Genomic DNA, 14399 nt, shown 5'->3' on the forward strand with positions numbered 1-14399 from the left:
GTCAGTGGTTGGCGGAAATGCTCTCCAGCTGCAATGCCTTGGCCGTTGCCGTCTCGAGTTCGGCAGCCAGTTCCGGATTCTCATCCAGCTTCACGCCGTAGCCCGGCATCATGGCCTTGAGCTTGCCCTGCCAGCCCTTGAAGTTTTTGGGGAAGGACTTTTGCAGCAGCTCAATCATGATGGGCACAGCTGTGGATGCGCCGGGCGAGGCACCCAGCAGCGCACCGATGGTGCCGTCGCGGCCGGCGATGACTTCCGTGCCGAACTGCAGCACGCCGCCCCTCTTCGGGTCCTTCTTGATGATCTGTACACGCTGGCCGGCGGTGATCAGCTCCCAGTCGCCGTCCTTGGCTTCGGGGTAGTACTCGCGCAGCGCTTCCACCTTGTCGCCGTGGCGCTTGGCGACTTCCTTGACGAGGTACGCGGTGAGGTCCATGTTGTCCTTGGCGACTGCAAGCATCGGGATGATGTTGCTGGGCCTGATGGACAACGGCAGGTCAAGGTACGAGCCATTCTTCAGGAAATTGGTGGAGAAGCCGGCATAGGGGCCGAACAGGAGCGAACGCTTCCCGTCGACGTACCGGGTGTCAAGGTGCGGGACCGACATGGGCGGCGCGCCCACCGAAGCCTGGCCATAGACCTTGGCGCTGTGCTGGGCGGCAAGTTTCTCGTCGGTGCAGCGGAAGAACTGGCCGGACACGGGGAATCCGCCGAAGCCCTTGCTCTCCGGGATGCCGGAGGCCTGAAGGAGGTGCAGTGCGCCGCCGCCGGCGCCTACAAACACAAACTTGGCGTGGATCTTGCCGTGTTCCCCGGAAGCCGGGTGCTTGATCGAAAGGTCCCAGCCGCCGTCGGACGCCTTGGAGATGCCGCTGACGTCATGGCCGTAATTGATCTCGACGCCGTTGTTCCCGAGGTAGGTGGTGAGCTCACGGGTGAGTGCCCCGAAGTCGACGTCGGTCCCCTCGGTCGCCCGCGTGGCGGCGATGCGCTGCTTGGGGTCGCGGCCCTTTACGATCAGCGGCGCCCACTTGGCGATCTGCGCGTGGTCCTCGGAGTACTCCATGCTGCGGAAGAGCGTGTGGGGCTTGAGCGCTTCGTAGCGGGTCTTGAGGAACTTGGTGTTGTTCTCGCCGATCACAAAACTCATGTGCGGGACGGTGTTGATGAAGCCCTTCGGCGAGCCGATCAGGGATTCGTCCACAAGATGGGACCAGAACTGGCGGGACAGCTGGAACTGTTCGTTGATGAGCAGTGCCTTGGCAGGGTCCACGGAGCCGTCTTTGGCTGCGGGGGAGTAATTGAGCTCGCACAGGGCGGCATGGCCCGTTCCGGCGTTGTTCCAGGGGTCGGAGCTTTCCAGCCCGGGCTGATCCAGGCGTTCGAACAGGGAGATGGTCCAGTTCGGTTCAAGCTGCTTGATGAATGCCCCGAGCGTGGCGCTCATGATGCCGCCGCCAATCAGTACGACGTCGGCATGTTGGGTCTTGGATATGAAGGTCACAATCAGTCTCCGATAGCAGCGGCTCTGGCTGTCAAAGAATATCCCCGGGCATGCCGCATACTGAAATTGGGCCGGACCGTCAAGGCTTTAGCTGTACCTTTGTGAAAACTTCACTCAGTACCGGGGACGCCGGGTAGCTGCTGACGCGGTCCGAGAGCGCCAGGGCCGAGATTGGGAAGGCGATGGGAACCGCCGGCACAGTGGCCGCGATCTGGGCGTTGATGGTGTGGTACTGCTCGTCGCGTTCCTTGCCGGCGGGGAGGCCGCGGGCGCGGTTGATCTTGGAAAAGACCTGCGGGTCCTGGTAGCCGAATTCGCCGTTCTTTTCGCCGAACAGCGGGCCCACAAAGTTATCGGCATCGGCATACGCGCCGTTCCAGCCGAGCAGGTGGAGCCCGTGGTCTCCGGGTGACTGCACTTTCTGGAGGTAGCCTTCGGACCAGTCCACCGGGACAGGTTTGATATTAAAGCCGACGGCGGTCAGTTGCCTGCTGACTTCGGCGTAGATTTTCTCCGGCGTGGGCAGATAGGGGCGGGTGGCGTTGAGCGGATAGTAGAACCTGAGCTCTTCCCCGGTGTAGCCGGCTTCGGTCAGATAGGCCTTGGCCTTGACCGGGTCGTGGCCCAGCGCGGGAGCGTCATTATTGAAACCGCTGATCTTCGGAGGAACGAACTGTGAGGCCTTGGCGGTGTTGTCGATGAAGAACTTGCGGATCAGGGTTTCCTTATCGATGGCCAGCTCAATGGCCTGCCGGACCTTTTCGTTCTGCAGGACCGGAATTTCCTGGTTGATGCCCAGGTACATCACCGAGAAAGGATCACGCTGGACGATCTGCATGCCCCGCTTGACCAGCTGATCGAAGTTGCCCACCGTGACGGCGTCGTAGCCGTCGATCTTGGCGTCCAGGAGGGCCTGAAGCCGCGTCTGGGGGTGGTCGTACGTGACGAAATTAATGGTGGAGATCTGCCCGCGGTCACCCCAGTAGTTTTTGTGGCTGAGGAGCCGGACACTCGCCTCGTCCCAGGCGGCCAGGCTGAACGGTCCTGTGCCGACGGGGTTGGTGGCGAACCGGGAGACCGGGTTTCCGCCACGGGTCTGATCCAGGACATCCGCCGTGCCCGCTGTCAGGGCGGCCGGGGATGCGATGGCGAACGCCGGCAGGGTGAGCGACTGGAGGAACGCGGTGAAGCGCTGGGTCAGGTCGATCCGGACAGTGTCAGCGGAAAGGGCCGTGCAGCCCTTGAAAATGGAGAGCGCAGCGTCGTCGGAATGTGCCTTGAACACGCTCTTGAACGAGCTTCCCGGCGCTTGACGCCGCAGTTCCGCCGAGAAGGCGAACCAGCGGTTGAAGTTGGCACACACTGCGTCGGCGTTGAAGGGCGTGCCGTCCTGGAACGAGACGCCGCTGCGGAGTTTGAACGTGTACGAGCGGCCTTCGTTTTCCTCGGACCATTCCGTTGCCAGCAGCGGCGTGGGCTTGCCCGTGGTCTGGTCCACACCCACCAGGCCTTCGAGGATCTGCCGGGTGATCCGGTAGCTTTCCACATCGTTCGAGAGCGCGGGGTCCAGGCCGAGGGGCTGGGACGCCGTGCCGAACGTGAACGTTTCGGTGGGTTCAGCGCCGGCGGGCGCCGTCGAAGGAGACGTTGCCGAGGGCGAAGGCTGTGGGTTGCCTGTGCAGGAGGTCAGGCCTAACGCCATAAAAACGGCGCCGGTCCTGATGACCGTTCGCCGCGAAGTACTGCTGGGCACTCGTCTATCACCTCTGGCTGCTTCTGGCCGGCGCCGCGGACTGCGGGCCAGAGACACAGTCTAGTTGACACACCCCGGTGCTCCCTGGAAACACCCCAGAGGCCTGTACCGGTTGGGGAACAGGCCTCTGGGCTTGAAAGCCGGACTACTGGGGCATCAGCACCGAGTCGATCAGGTAAACGGTGGCGTTCTTCGTCTGGACGCCGCCGCAGATCACGCTGGCGCCATCAACCATGAGTGCATCCTTGCTGCCGGTCACGGTGACCGATCCGCCCTGGACCGTGGCGTGTGTGCCGGCGATCTTGTCCGGGGTGATCTGGCCGGGGACCACGTGGTAGGTCAGGATCTTGCTCAGCAGGGCGTCGTCCGTCTTGAGCGTTTCGATGGTGGCGGCATCGATCTTGGCGAAGGCGTCATCCACCGGGGCGAAGACCGTGAACTCACCGCCGTTAAGGGTGTCAACCAGGTCAACCTTCGGGTTCAGCTTGCCGGAGACAGCTGCCGTGAGGGTGGTCAGGATGGGGTTGTTGGATGCCGCGACCGCTACCGGGTCAAGGGCCATCCCGGCAACCGAGCCTGCCCCGGTGGGGACCTTCTCTGCGTAGCCGGCGCAGCCTGCGCCAACGAGGTTTGCGGCCGGATCCATGGCAGAAGCACTGGCGGACGGTGACGGGGCCATCTTCGTGGCTGACGGTGCGGCGGCCGGAGCGGAGGAGCTCGGGGTTGTGGTCGCCGTTCCACCGCAGGCGGTAAGGCTCAGCAGGGCTGCAGCTGCAACGCCTGCGACGGTGAAGGATGTGCGCTTGAATGACTGCATTTCGTTTCTCCTTGTTTTTTGGTTTCTGCCGATTTCTTGCCTGCGGCTGACCTGATGCCTGCCGCGTGGCCTTTTCCGACTGTTGGGCACCTGCCCTTGGCTGGTGTCTCAATGGGTATTCGGCCGGAGCACGGAAGCGGATGGGTGGATCGCCAAAAGTTTTTAATTTCGCGCCAAACCGGGGGAGAATGCCGCGGCGGGGACAGTTAAATGACAGAGATCCCGGGCCTGTGGGCCCGGGATCTCTGTGTAAGTGTGCGCAAGGGGGGACTTGAACCCCCACGCCCGAAGGCACAGGAACCTAAATCCTGCGTGTCTGCCAATTTCACCACTCGCGCTTGGCAGTTGCTGCCGTTGTCTTCAACCTTGGCCAGATGGCCTGCGGATAAAAACCTACGACGGCGGATGCCAGTTTCCATTGTAGCCTCGGGCCGGCGGGGTTCCGGTCAGCCGGTTCCTGCCGCCCGTACCGGCGCCACTTCCCGCGTAATGCGTTACGCGTCCACTTTGAGGTCGCGCCGGAGTTTTGCCACGTGGCCGGTGGCCCGGACGTTGTACTGGGCAAGCGCCACTTTTCCGTCGGGATCGATCACCACGGTGCTGCGGATCAGTCCCTCATAGGTCCGTCCGTAATTCTTCTTTTCGCCCCAGGCGCCATAGGCTTCGGCCACGGCATGGTCCTCGTCCGAAAGCAACGGAAAGCTAAGGTCCTCGTTGGCGGCAAAGGCAGCCAGTTTGTCCACGGAATCGGGGGAGACGCCCAGGACCCGATAGCCGGCCGACGTGAAGGACGCCAGGCTGTCACGGAAATCGCACGCCTGTTTGGTGCAGCCGGGGGTGGCGGCGGCCGGGTAGAAATAAACGATGGTGCTGCCGCCGTGACGGGAAGCAAGGCTGACGTCCTTACCCGACGAGTCCTTCAGGATGAAGCCGGGCGCTACGTCACCGGTCAAGAGTCTGTCAGCCACTGTTAATCTCCTCGTTGCAGGCGGAACACACCATTTTAGTAAGCATCCAGGACCGGCGCTAACCAGCCTTAGCTATACTTGCTGGTATGCCTGACATGGATCGCTGGCCCACTGGGCGCCTATTGTCCACTGCGGCACGCCTCGTTGAACACTCTTGGAACGAAAAGCTAAGCGCCATCGGACTGACGCACGCCGGCGTGATCGCTATCGAAGTCCTCTCAGCGCAAGGGCCTATGACACAAGCCCAACTCGCCCAATATGTGCGCGTTCAGGCCCAGACCATGGGTAAGACCCTGAGCCGGTTGGAGTCCCACGGCCACATTGCCCGCGTCCGCAGCACCTCGGACCGCCGCAGCCAGGTCGTGTCCCTCACCGACAGCGGCCGGGAAGCCGCAGCCGCAGCCGTAGAGATGGAACGTTCGGTGCTCGCCGCGGCAACCAGTGACCCTGACGCCCTGCGGCAGGAGCTCCAGGCCGTGGTCCGTGAGCTGGCCAGCCAGTTCGCATCGCCGTCAACCCGGGCCTTGGTGGATGGCGCTCCGCTCGGCTAGGACATCCCGGGTATCCGGTAAATCTGACTGGCACCATTACTGCAAAATTCCGCGGTGGTGGTGCCTTTTTTGGTTGTGCCCTGAGAGGGAATCGTCCAGAAGTGGGCGGCTTGGCCGCGTGCGTTTTGCAGCGGTTCAGGGCGCACTTTCAGAATGGTCGCTTTACAAAGTGAACTCTTCAACATCACCAGCGGCATCTGGCCGTAGGTCTCGCCGCGCGATGCCCTTATCATCTGACGTATGCGGAAACACTTGGTCGCGCTTGGGGTGGTGGCAATCTTCGTGGCCGGTTGCTCGGGCCCTTCAACTCAACCGGCGGTAACGCCGGCGGCGCCGGCCGTCACATCAGCATCAGCCACGCCGACGCCGACTACGCCAACGACAGGCTCGGCTGCGACAGATCTGAACTGGGGCACGCCGACGGCTGGCGACGAGTTCAACTATACGGGCGCACCGGACGCCGCGAAGTGGTCCGTGTACAACAGTGCCGGGCACGACGGGAATGGCATTCGGAGTCCCCAGCAGGTCACGGTAGACGGTTCCAAAATGGTCATGACTGGAACACCGGACGGCACCACCGCTGGAATGAGCGCGAAGTTTGGGCGCCAGAAGTACGGCCGGTGGGAGGTCCGCGCGGCGGGTTCGGGTGACAATGAGTACCACATGGTGTCGCTCCTGTGGCCGGATAGTGGGAATTGGCCGTGTGACGGCGAAGTTAACTACGCGGAGACGATGGGTGACTGGAACGTCATCAAGTTCTTCCTCCACCACGATGGATGTTCGAACTTGTTGACATCGGCGGCCAAGGCTCTGGACGTTAGTCAGTTCCACAACTACGCGGTTGACTGGTCTCCGAATGGGATCGTCGGCTACGTCGACGGGGAGAAGTGGTTTGAGGACAACAACTCCGCGCACCAGCCTCCCGGTTCGATGCACCAGACGCTACAACTGGACTGGTTCCCAGACAGCACTGCTAACGGCGCTGGCGAGATGCGAGTGGATTGGGTTCGCGTCTATGCGGCTGGCGATCCAACTCCCGCTGCCCTGCCGCCGCCATCCGATGAGTCGTTTGAGTTCGCCGCCACCGGGGACATAAACCCTGCGGGTAACACGTCGGCCACGTCGCACAGCGGTAAGAACGCAGCCAGTATCATCGCCGGTCTCAACGACGGTTCGCTGGACAACTTCCTTGCGCTGGGCGATTTCCAGTACGACGATGGCACCTGTACCGCGCTCGCGGCTTATGACCAGTTGTGGGGTCCGGCTAAGGCCAAGACGTACTGGACCGCTGGCCCGAATCATGATGTTGAACCCGGGAAGAATGACGACGTTGACCGGTACATGGATGGGCAGTGCGTGTCCACGGTGAAGAGCGCGACCAGCTCCGATGTTGTACGGTTCCAAGACGCTCTTGATTGGTATTCGTTCGACAAGGGCAGCTGGCACATTCTTGTAGCGCCTACGGCCACATGGCGTTATAACGCTACGCGGGCGCAAGCGATGACCTCGGAGATGGATGCCAACCTGAAAGCGGCGAAGGCCGCTGGAAGACATCTGGCGGTTGTCTACCATGATCCGTATTTCACCAGTAACACATCGAGCCATACCCGCTTCTCCAAGGCGAAGCCGTGGATTGACATGTTCTGGGCGAACCGCGTTCGTGTGTTGCTGTCCGGCTCACAGCATAATTATGAGCGGACCTGCCCGATAAACAATGAGGACCAGTGCGTTGCGGACGGGATGCAACAATTCCAGGTGTCCACGGGGGGAATCGGCCTCCGGGCGTTCACCAGCAGCCCCTCTTATGTGCAGCGGAAGTTTAGCGACACATGGGGTCACCTACGGATGAGCCTCAAGGTTGACGGCTCTTATACGTGGGAATTCCGTCCCGTTTCTGGCGGTATGCAGACGGACAGCGGGTCTCGAAGCCCTGGCTAATACCTCGGTTCCGATCACCGCAAATGCCCCACAGCGATCGAGGGACAAAACGAAACCCCGCCTTCACAGCTTGCGGCCAGTGAAGACGGGGTTTCTTTGGTGCACCCCCCGGGACTTGAACCCGGAACCCATTGATTAAGAGTCAATTGCTCTGCCAATTGAGCTAGAGGTGCATCTCTTATGTGGTGACCTTCCGGGCTTTTTCTTTCCCGGTTGATCTCCGCAACGACATGAAACTCTACACGAACTTCCGACCCATGTGAAATCGAGGCCCCGCTGCTCCCCAGGTTCAGCCGGGAGGGGCCAGAACCAGCACAAAATCAGGGTTTTTGTTGTTGGTGAGCAGCCAGAAGCCGCCGTCGGGAGTCCGGATGACGTCCCGGATCCTGCCGTATTCCCGTGTGAAATAGGCCACAGGAGCGCTTGCCTCCTCACCGGACAGGGACACCGTCCAGAGGCGTTGGCCGCGCAGGGCGCCGAGGTAGGCGGTCGACCCGGAAATTTCCAGGCCGCTGGGTGAGGAGTCCGCCGTCGAAGGCCACACCACCTTCGCGTCGCGGTATGCCTCCCGGTGCGGTGCGCCGGTTACTGCGGGCCAGCCGTAGTTGGCTCCCGGCTCGATGAGGTTGAGCTCGTCGTTGACGTCCGGGCCGAACTCGCTGGACCAGAGCCGGCCGGCACTGTCCCACGCCAGTCCTTGGACGTTTCGGTGCCCCAGGCTGTACACGGCATTGCCGAAAGGGTTGTCAGGTGCGGGGTCACCCTCCAGAGTCAGCCGCAGGATCTTCCCGCCCAGGGCGTTGCGGTCCTGTGGCTGTTCGCGGCGCTGGGAGTCGCCTGTGCCCACGTACAGGAACCCGTCCGGGCCGAAGCGGATCCGGCCGCCATTGTGGGTTGATGCCTTCGGGATTCCGGAAAAGACCACCTCGGGGTCGCCAAGGTCCAGGGATCCGTCAGGCTGTTCCGTCAGCTTCAGCCGGGCGATGCGGTTGTCCAGTGCAGAGGTGAAGTACAGATAAAGGTAGTTGTCGGACGGAAAGCCGGGGGAGAGGGCTAGTCCCAGCAAGCCTCCCTCACCACCAGGAGCCACGCCGGGGACCTGGCCGATGGTGGTCGCCCTGCCATCACGGACAGCTTTTAGCAGCGCAGAGTCACGCTCGGAGACGACGGCGGTTCCGTTCGGCAGGAATACGGCGGCCCAGGGAATGTCGAGCTGAAGATCGAGCCGTGCCACAACCTCCGGTGGCGTGGCGTTACCCGGGCCCGTCCCGATCCCGTTTCCTGTGCTTGTCCCGGTTTCTCTGATACTGCCGGTGGGGGCATCGTTGGCGTCCCCCGTGCAGCCCGACAGCAGCACGGCCAGGCAAACTGCGAAGGCGCCCGCAGTGGGCTTGGCCGCCGCGAAGGCCCGAAAGTGCGCCTGCGTCCGGTCAGATACGCGTCCGCCGGGGGGCGCGGAAGCCAGCAGCTTCCGCATGGGCCGCCGACTCAAACCAGACGTCGGCTTTCGTCTGCTCATAGTCCGGATGCCCCTCCTCGTAATAGACCATTGTTCCGGCGTCGGCCTTGACCTCGAAATCCGCCGGACCGCTTCCATCCGGGCCGGGCGACGCAGAACCTGCGCCGTAGGGCTGGTCCGCGGCCAGATGCCCCGTCGGTTCCGGTGCAGCTTCGTAGTCCGCCACGGCTGCCGGCTCCATGGTCCGGGCTTCAGCAGCCTCTGTGGCTACTGCGGCCTCCATGGATCCTGCAGTCTGCACGGTAGCCGCGCTTGCCGCGTGGGGGGCTGAATCGGCGGCGGCCACTTCGGGTTGTGTATCAGCGGCTTCGCCTTCCGCAGCGGCCGTTTCTGCGCCTGGCAGCGTGGGTGCATGGGGCTCCGTGTATTCCGGGTGATGCACAAATACGGCGCCCTGGGCCGGTGGTGCTTCGGACGTTGGGGTGTCGGCAATTATGGTGGACGCTTCGCCTGCCGGCCGGTGGCTGGCGGCGGGTTGGGCTGGTGCGCTTGCCTCTGACCACTGGGTTTCCCACTCGGCTTCGTCCGCCTGCCGGTTCACACTCTCCTTGCTGCCAGGTTCCTGGGCTGCTAGCGACTCCGGGCGAGCCGGCTCCTCTTGCCCAGCCGGCTGCTCAGGTCGGCCGGCTTCCCCCGAGCCAGCCGGCTCGGGGGATAACAGTTCTTCGGCGGACGGGCGTTCCGGTGCATCAGCTGCAGCGGTTTCTGCGGGACCAGTAGTGTCCGCCGCACCAGCGGTATCTGCGGCACCAGCCGTAACAGCGGAACCGGCAACATCGGGTTCAGCAACGACGTTCTGCCCGACGCTGGTGCCTTTTTCAACGCTGGCTTCTTCACCGCCGGCCTTGTGCCCACCGCCGGCTTCTTGGGATTCTGCCGTGCTGGACCGATCGGGCGCCTCGTCCGCCGTCGTCGGTGGTGTCGGCTCAGAAGCGCCGAAGCCCGCAGCGCCGGGGATGCCCGCCGTGCCCGCAGCTTCCGCCGAGGCGGCTGCACTTCCGCCGGCGAGGCCGCCGTCCGTCCGGATCGGCGTGGAGTCGCCGGTGCTCGAGGAGCTGCTGCGGTTCAGCAGCCACCACACAACGCCCACGATCAGCACAATGAGGATAATCCAGAAGACAAAATCCATAGCAGGGCCCTTCAGTCCGGATGGCATGGTTGCCGTTCCCTGACGGTACGTCGGTGCGAACGGGACTGTCTAGGTTCCGGTAGGCGAGTAAGGGTCCGTCTCAGAATTTGAGACGAGCGTCCACTATTTGATCGAAATATTCTTGAAAATGGGCTAATCGGGCCGTTCGGGTCGTTGGCGTCCCGATCCGAGTCATAGACTTTGACCCATGAGTGAGGACACCCAAACAGCAACCGAGAACAAGATCGACATCAAACCCCGCAGCCGGGTTGTCACCGACGGGATCCACGCCGCCCCCGCGCGCGGTATGTTCCGCGCCGTCGGCATGGGCGATGACGACTTCGCGAAGCCACAGATCGGCGTTGCGAGTTCCTGGAATGAAATCACTCCCTGCAACCTCTCCCTGAACCGGCTGGCCCAGGGCGCCAAGGAAGGTGTCCACGCAGGCGGCGGTTTCCCCATGCAGTTCGGCACCATCTCCGTCTCCGACGGCATCTCCATGGGCCACGAAGGCATGCACTTCTCCCTCGTTTCCCGTGAGGTCATCGCCGACTCCGTCGAAACCGTCATGCAGGCCGAGCGCATTGACGGCTCGGTCCTCCTGGCCGGCTGCGACAAGTCCCTCCCCGGCATGCTGATGGCTGCCGCCCGCCTGGACCTGGCCAGTGTGTTCCTGTACGCCGGCTCCATCATGCCGGGCTGGGTCAAGCTTGAGGACGGCTCCGAAAAGGAAGTCACCCTCATTGACGCCTTCGAAGCCGTCGGGGCCTGTGCCGCCGGCAAGATGAGCCTCGAAGACCTGACGCGTATTGAAAAGGCCATCTGCCCCGGCGAAGGCGCCTGCGGTGGGATGTACACCGCCAACACCATGGCCTGCATCGGCGAAGCCCTGGGCATGTCCCTTCCCGGCTCCGCCGCCCCGCCCTCGGCCGACCGCCGTCGTGATGAATTTGCCCGCAAGTCCGGCGAGGCAGTGGTCAACCTGCTCCGCCTTGGCATCACCGCCCGGGACATCATGACCAAGAAGGCGTTCGAAAACGCCATCGCCGTCACCATGGCATTCGGTGGCTCCACCAACGCCGTCCTGCACCTCCTGGCCATCGCCCGCGAAGCTGAAGTCGAGCTGAACCTGGAGGACTTCAACCGCATCGGCGACAAGATCCCGCACCTGGGTGACCTGAAGCCGTTCGGCCGCTACGTCATGACGGACGTTGACAAGATCGGCGGCGTGCCGGTCATCATGCGCGCACTGCTCGACGCCGGCCTGCTGCACGGCGACTGCCTCACCGTCACGGGCAAGACCGTGGCCGAGAACCTCGCCGCGATCAACCCGCCGGACCTGGACGGCAAGATCCTCCGTGCCATGGACAACCCGATCCACAAGACCGGCGGCATCACCATCCTGCACGGCACCATGGCGCCCGAGGGTGCTGTGGTGAAGAGCGCCGGCTTCGACGCCGACGTCTTCGAGGGCACCGCCCGCGTCTTCGAGCGTGAGCAGGGTGCCCTGGCCGCCCTGGATGAGGGCCTGATCAAGGCCGGCGACGTTGTGGTCATCCGCTACGAAGGCCCCAAGGGCGGCCCCGGCATGCGCGAGATGCTCGCCATCACGGGCGCCATCAAGGGCGCAGGCCTCGGCAAGGACGTCCTTCTTCTCACGGACGGGCGCTTCTCGGGTGGCACCACGGGCCTGTGCATCGGCCACGTCGCCCCTGAAGCTGTCGACGGCGGCCCCATCGCCTTCGTCAAGGACGGGGACCGGATCCGCGTGGACATCGCGGCCCGCAGCTTCGACCTGCTGGTTGATGAGGCCGAGCTCGAATCCCGCAAGATCGGCTGGGAGCCCCTCCCGGCCAAGTTCACCAAGGGCGTGCTCGCCAAGTACGCCAAGCTGGTCCACAGCGCCTCCACGGGCGCATACTGCGGGTAGCACGGTTTCGTTCCTCAACCTCCGGCCGCTGGTTGAGCCCAACTAGGTAGCAGTAACTGTCGTTTATGAGCGCTCATAAACGACAGTTACTGCGACCCAGTTGGGGAATGTGGCCAACCAGTGGACAATGGTGTCCACACTGTGAGATGCGCACAGTCCTCGTTGACATGTATCTCACACAGAGGGAAAACTGAACGCATGATCGCATTCGTTACCAGCTGCGCCGCTGCCGATGCAGCCGTCGTCCTTACCAAGCGCGTGGCCCACTAGCCCGACTGGTAACGAACCGTCACGCGCAACCCCTCGAAAAGCCGCAAGGCTGAGGGGTTTTTTTATTTCCGCATTTCCGAGTACACAGATGATCCACAAGGAAGAGTCCGATGAGCAAAGGATCGCCGATCAGCCCCTCGCTGATGGCTAATAAGTCCGCTGGAGCCCCCAAGGCTCCGGAACGCGCCGACCGAACGGCTGACCAGGCCGCCGTCGTCGCTGATCTTGCCGCTGTCTCTCCTGTCCTTGGGCCGAACAACGTTGTACCCCCAACGGTGATGACCGGCTCGCAAGCTATTGTCCGATCGCTCGAAGAACTCGGCGTCGACGATATTTTTGGTTTGCCTGGTGGCGCGATCCTGCCTACCTATGACCCCTTGATGGCCTCCAGCATGAATCACATACTGGTCCGTCACGAACAGGGAGCCGGCCACGCCGCGCAAGGCTATGCCATGGTTACCGGCCGGGTGGGCGTCTGTATCGCCACCTCGGGACCCGGTGCCACCAACCTCGTTACGGCCATCATGGATGCCCACATGGATTCGGTGCCGATGGTGGCCATAACCGGCCAGGTATCCAGCGGTGTGATCGGCACCGACGCGTTCCAGGAAGCCGACATTGTTGGCATCACCATGCCGATCACCAAGCATTCGTTCCTGGTGACCGACCCCAACGACATCCCGCACGTTATGGCGGAGGCTTTCCACCTGGCCTCGTCCGGACGTCCCGGCCCGGTCCTCGTGGACGTCGCAAAGGACGCCCAGCAGGGTCAGATGACCTTCTCGTGGCCGCCGAAGATCGACCTCCCCGGCTACCGCCCGGTGACGCGCGGCCATAACAAGCAGGTCCGCGAAGCAGCCAAGCTGATCGCTGCAGCCACCAAGCCGGTGCTGTACGTGGGCGGCGGCGTGGTCAAGGCACACGCCTCCAAGGAACTCCGCGAACTCGCGGAACTCACGGGCGCGCCCGTTGTCACTACCCTGATGGCGCGCGGTGTGTTCCCCGATTCCCACCCGCAGCACGTGGGCATGCCGGGTATGCACGGGACCGTTTCCGCTGTCACGGCGCTGCAGCAGTCCGACCTGCTCATCACGCTTGGAGCACGCTTCGATGACCGGGTTACCGGCATCCTGAAGTCCTTCGCGCCGAACGCCAAGGTGATCCACGCGGATATTGACCCCGCCGAAATCTCCAAGAACCGCACCGCCGACGTGCCGATCGTGGGATCCGTCAAGGAAATCATCCCCGAGCTCACCGAGGCTGTCCGTTCACAGTTCGAATCCGCCGGCACGCCGGACCTCACCACCTGGTGGGCGTTCCTTAACAACCTTAAGGAAACCTACCCGCTGGGCTGGACCGAGCCGGAGGACGGGCTCAGCGCCCCGCAGCGCGTCATCGAACGCATCGGCGCGCTGACCGGCCCCGAAGGCATCTACGTTGCCGGCGTTGGCCAGCACCAGATGTGGGCCGCGCAGTTCATCAAGTACGAGCGTCCGCACGCCTGGCTGAACTCAGGCGGCGCCGGCACCATGGGCTATGCCGTACCGGCTGCCATGGGCGCCAAGGTGGGGGAGCCGGACCGTGTGGTCTGGGCCATCGACGGCGACGGCTGCTTCCAGATGACCAACCAGGAACTGGCCACCTGCGCCATCAACAAGATCCCCATCAAGGTTGCCATCATCAACAACTCCTCGCTGGGCATGGTCCGCCAGTGGCAGACCCTGTTCTACGAGGGCCGCTACTCCAACACGGACCTCAACACCGGCCACGAAACCGTGCGGATCCCGGACTTCGTCAAGCTGGGAGAGGCCTACGGCTGCGCTTCCTTCCGCTGCGAGCGGGACGAGGATATTGATGCCACCATCCAGAAGGCCCTCGAAATCAATGACCGCCCCGTGGTTATCGACTTCGTCGTGAGCCCCGACTCCATGGTGTGGCCGATGGTGCCCGCCGGCGTGAGCAACGACCAGATCCAGGTTGCCCGCAACATGACCCCGGAATGGGAAGAGGAGGACTGAAC

At 63.2% G+C, this 14399-nt stretch carries 10 protein-coding genes and 2 tRNA genes; 4 read left to right on the plus strand and 8 right to left on the minus strand.

Annotated features, from left to right (window positions below; translation table 11 throughout):
* Position 1: 1 nt before the first annotated feature.
* The 5 genes from CXR02_RS06385 to bcp all read right to left on the minus strand — a co-directional run bounded on the left by CXR02_RS06385 (position 2) and on the right by bcp (position 5042).
* Positions 2 to 1504, minus strand: coding sequence for a malate:quinone oxidoreductase (locus CXR02_RS06385; RefSeq protein ID WP_104061218.1), 1503 nt, complete (start codon positions 1502 to 1504; stop codon positions 2 to 4).
* A gap of 79 nt (positions 1505 to 1583) precedes the next feature.
* Positions 1584 to 3257 (minus strand): ABC transporter substrate-binding protein, encoded by a 1674-nt coding sequence (locus CXR02_RS06390; protein ID WP_258060834.1) that lies wholly within the window; start codon positions 3255 to 3257, stop codon positions 1584 to 1586.
* Positions 3258 to 3402: 145 nt separating this feature from the next.
* A complete protein-coding gene (locus CXR02_RS06395) occupies positions 3403 to 4074 on the minus strand; it encodes a fasciclin domain-containing protein (protein ID WP_104061219.1) in 672 nt (223 codons plus the stop codon).
* Between the two features lie 256 nt (positions 4075 to 4330).
* Positions 4331 to 4412, minus strand: a tRNA-Leu gene (locus CXR02_RS06400).
* Positions 4413 to 4568: 156 nt separating this feature from the next.
* A complete protein-coding gene (gene bcp / locus CXR02_RS06405; protein ID WP_104061220.1) occupies positions 4569 to 5042 on the minus strand; it encodes a thioredoxin-dependent thiol peroxidase in 474 nt (157 codons plus the stop codon).
* Between the two features lie 95 nt (positions 5043 to 5137).
* On the opposite strand from bcp, the gene CXR02_RS06410 reads away from it, so the two are divergent.
* Together CXR02_RS06410 and CXR02_RS06415 are read left to right on the plus strand one after the other, a co-directional pair.
* Positions 5138 to 5593: a MarR family winged helix-turn-helix transcriptional regulator gene (locus CXR02_RS06410; protein ID WP_104061295.1), complete on the plus strand. Its 456-nt coding sequence runs from the start codon at positions 5138 to 5140 to the stop codon at positions 5591 to 5593.
* A gap of 240 nt (positions 5594 to 5833) precedes the next feature.
* On the plus strand, positions 5834 to 7531 hold the full coding sequence (locus CXR02_RS06415; RefSeq protein WP_104061221.1) for a family 16 glycosylhydrolase: 1698 nt from the start codon (positions 5834 to 5836) through the stop codon (positions 7529 to 7531).
* A 97-nt stretch (positions 7532 to 7628) separates the two neighbouring features.
* On the opposite strand, the gene CXR02_RS06420 is transcribed toward CXR02_RS06415, so the two are convergent.
* From CXR02_RS06420 to CXR02_RS06430, 3 genes are all read right to left on the minus strand, one after another.
* Positions 7629 to 7704: transfer RNA gene (locus CXR02_RS06420), tRNA-Lys, on the minus strand.
* Between the two features lie 116 nt (positions 7705 to 7820).
* Positions 7821 to 9008 (minus strand): PQQ-dependent sugar dehydrogenase, encoded by a 1188-nt coding sequence (locus CXR02_RS06425; RefSeq protein ID WP_104061222.1) that lies wholly within the window; start codon positions 9006 to 9008, stop codon positions 7821 to 7823.
* On the minus strand, positions 8962 to 10179 hold the full coding sequence (locus tag CXR02_RS06430; protein ID WP_104061223.1) for a hypothetical protein: 1218 nt from the start codon (positions 10177 to 10179) through the stop codon (positions 8962 to 8964). The genes CXR02_RS06425 and CXR02_RS06430 overlap by 47 nt, the downstream gene beginning before the upstream one ends.
* A gap of 208 nt (positions 10180 to 10387) precedes the next feature.
* On the opposite strand from CXR02_RS06430, the gene ilvD reads away from it, so the two are divergent.
* Together ilvD and CXR02_RS06440 are read left to right on the plus strand one after the other, a co-directional pair.
* Positions 10388 to 12109 carry a dihydroxy-acid dehydratase gene (gene ilvD, locus CXR02_RS06435; protein WP_058932073.1) on the plus strand — a complete coding sequence of 574 codons (1722 nt, stop codon included), beginning with the start codon at positions 10388 to 10390 and terminating at the stop codon, positions 12107 to 12109.
* A gap of 380 nt (positions 12110 to 12489) precedes the next feature.
* Entirely contained in the window at positions 12490 to 14397 is a 1908-nt protein-coding gene (locus tag CXR02_RS06440) for an acetolactate synthase large subunit (protein ID WP_104061224.1), read from the plus strand.
* Positions 14398 to 14399 lie beyond the last annotated feature (2 nt).

Origin of the sequence: Arthrobacter sp. 4R501 (genome assembly GCF_002929755.1) — a bacterium.
Taxonomy (GTDB): Bacteria; Actinomycetota; Actinomycetes; order Actinomycetales; family Micrococcaceae; genus Arthrobacter.

Coding starts and splice junctions, on each gene's coding strand:
- CXR02_RS06425 (WP_104061222.1), bottom strand. CDS start 9,008: ATGCGGAAGCTGCTGGCTTCCGCGCCCCCCGGCGGACGCGTATCTGAC.
- ilvD (WP_058932073.1), top strand. CDS start 10,388: ATGAGTGAGGACACCCAAACAGCAACCGAGAACAAGATCGACATCAAA.
- CXR02_RS06440 (WP_104061224.1), top strand. CDS start 12,490: ATGAGCAAAGGATCGCCGATCAGCCCCTCGCTGATGGCTAATAAGTCC.
- CXR02_RS06395 (WP_104061219.1), bottom strand. CDS start 4,074: ATGCAGTCATTCAAGCGCACATCCTTCACCGTCGCAGGCGTTGCAGCT.
- CXR02_RS06430 (WP_104061223.1), bottom strand. CDS start 10,179: ATGGATTTTGTCTTCTGGATTATCCTCATTGTGCTGATCGTGGGCGTT.
- CXR02_RS06410 (WP_104061295.1), top strand. CDS start 5,138: ATGGATCGCTGGCCCACTGGGCGCCTATTGTCCACTGCGGCACGCCTC.
- CXR02_RS06415 (WP_104061221.1), top strand. CDS start 5,834: ATGCGGAAACACTTGGTCGCGCTTGGGGTGGTGGCAATCTTCGTGGCC.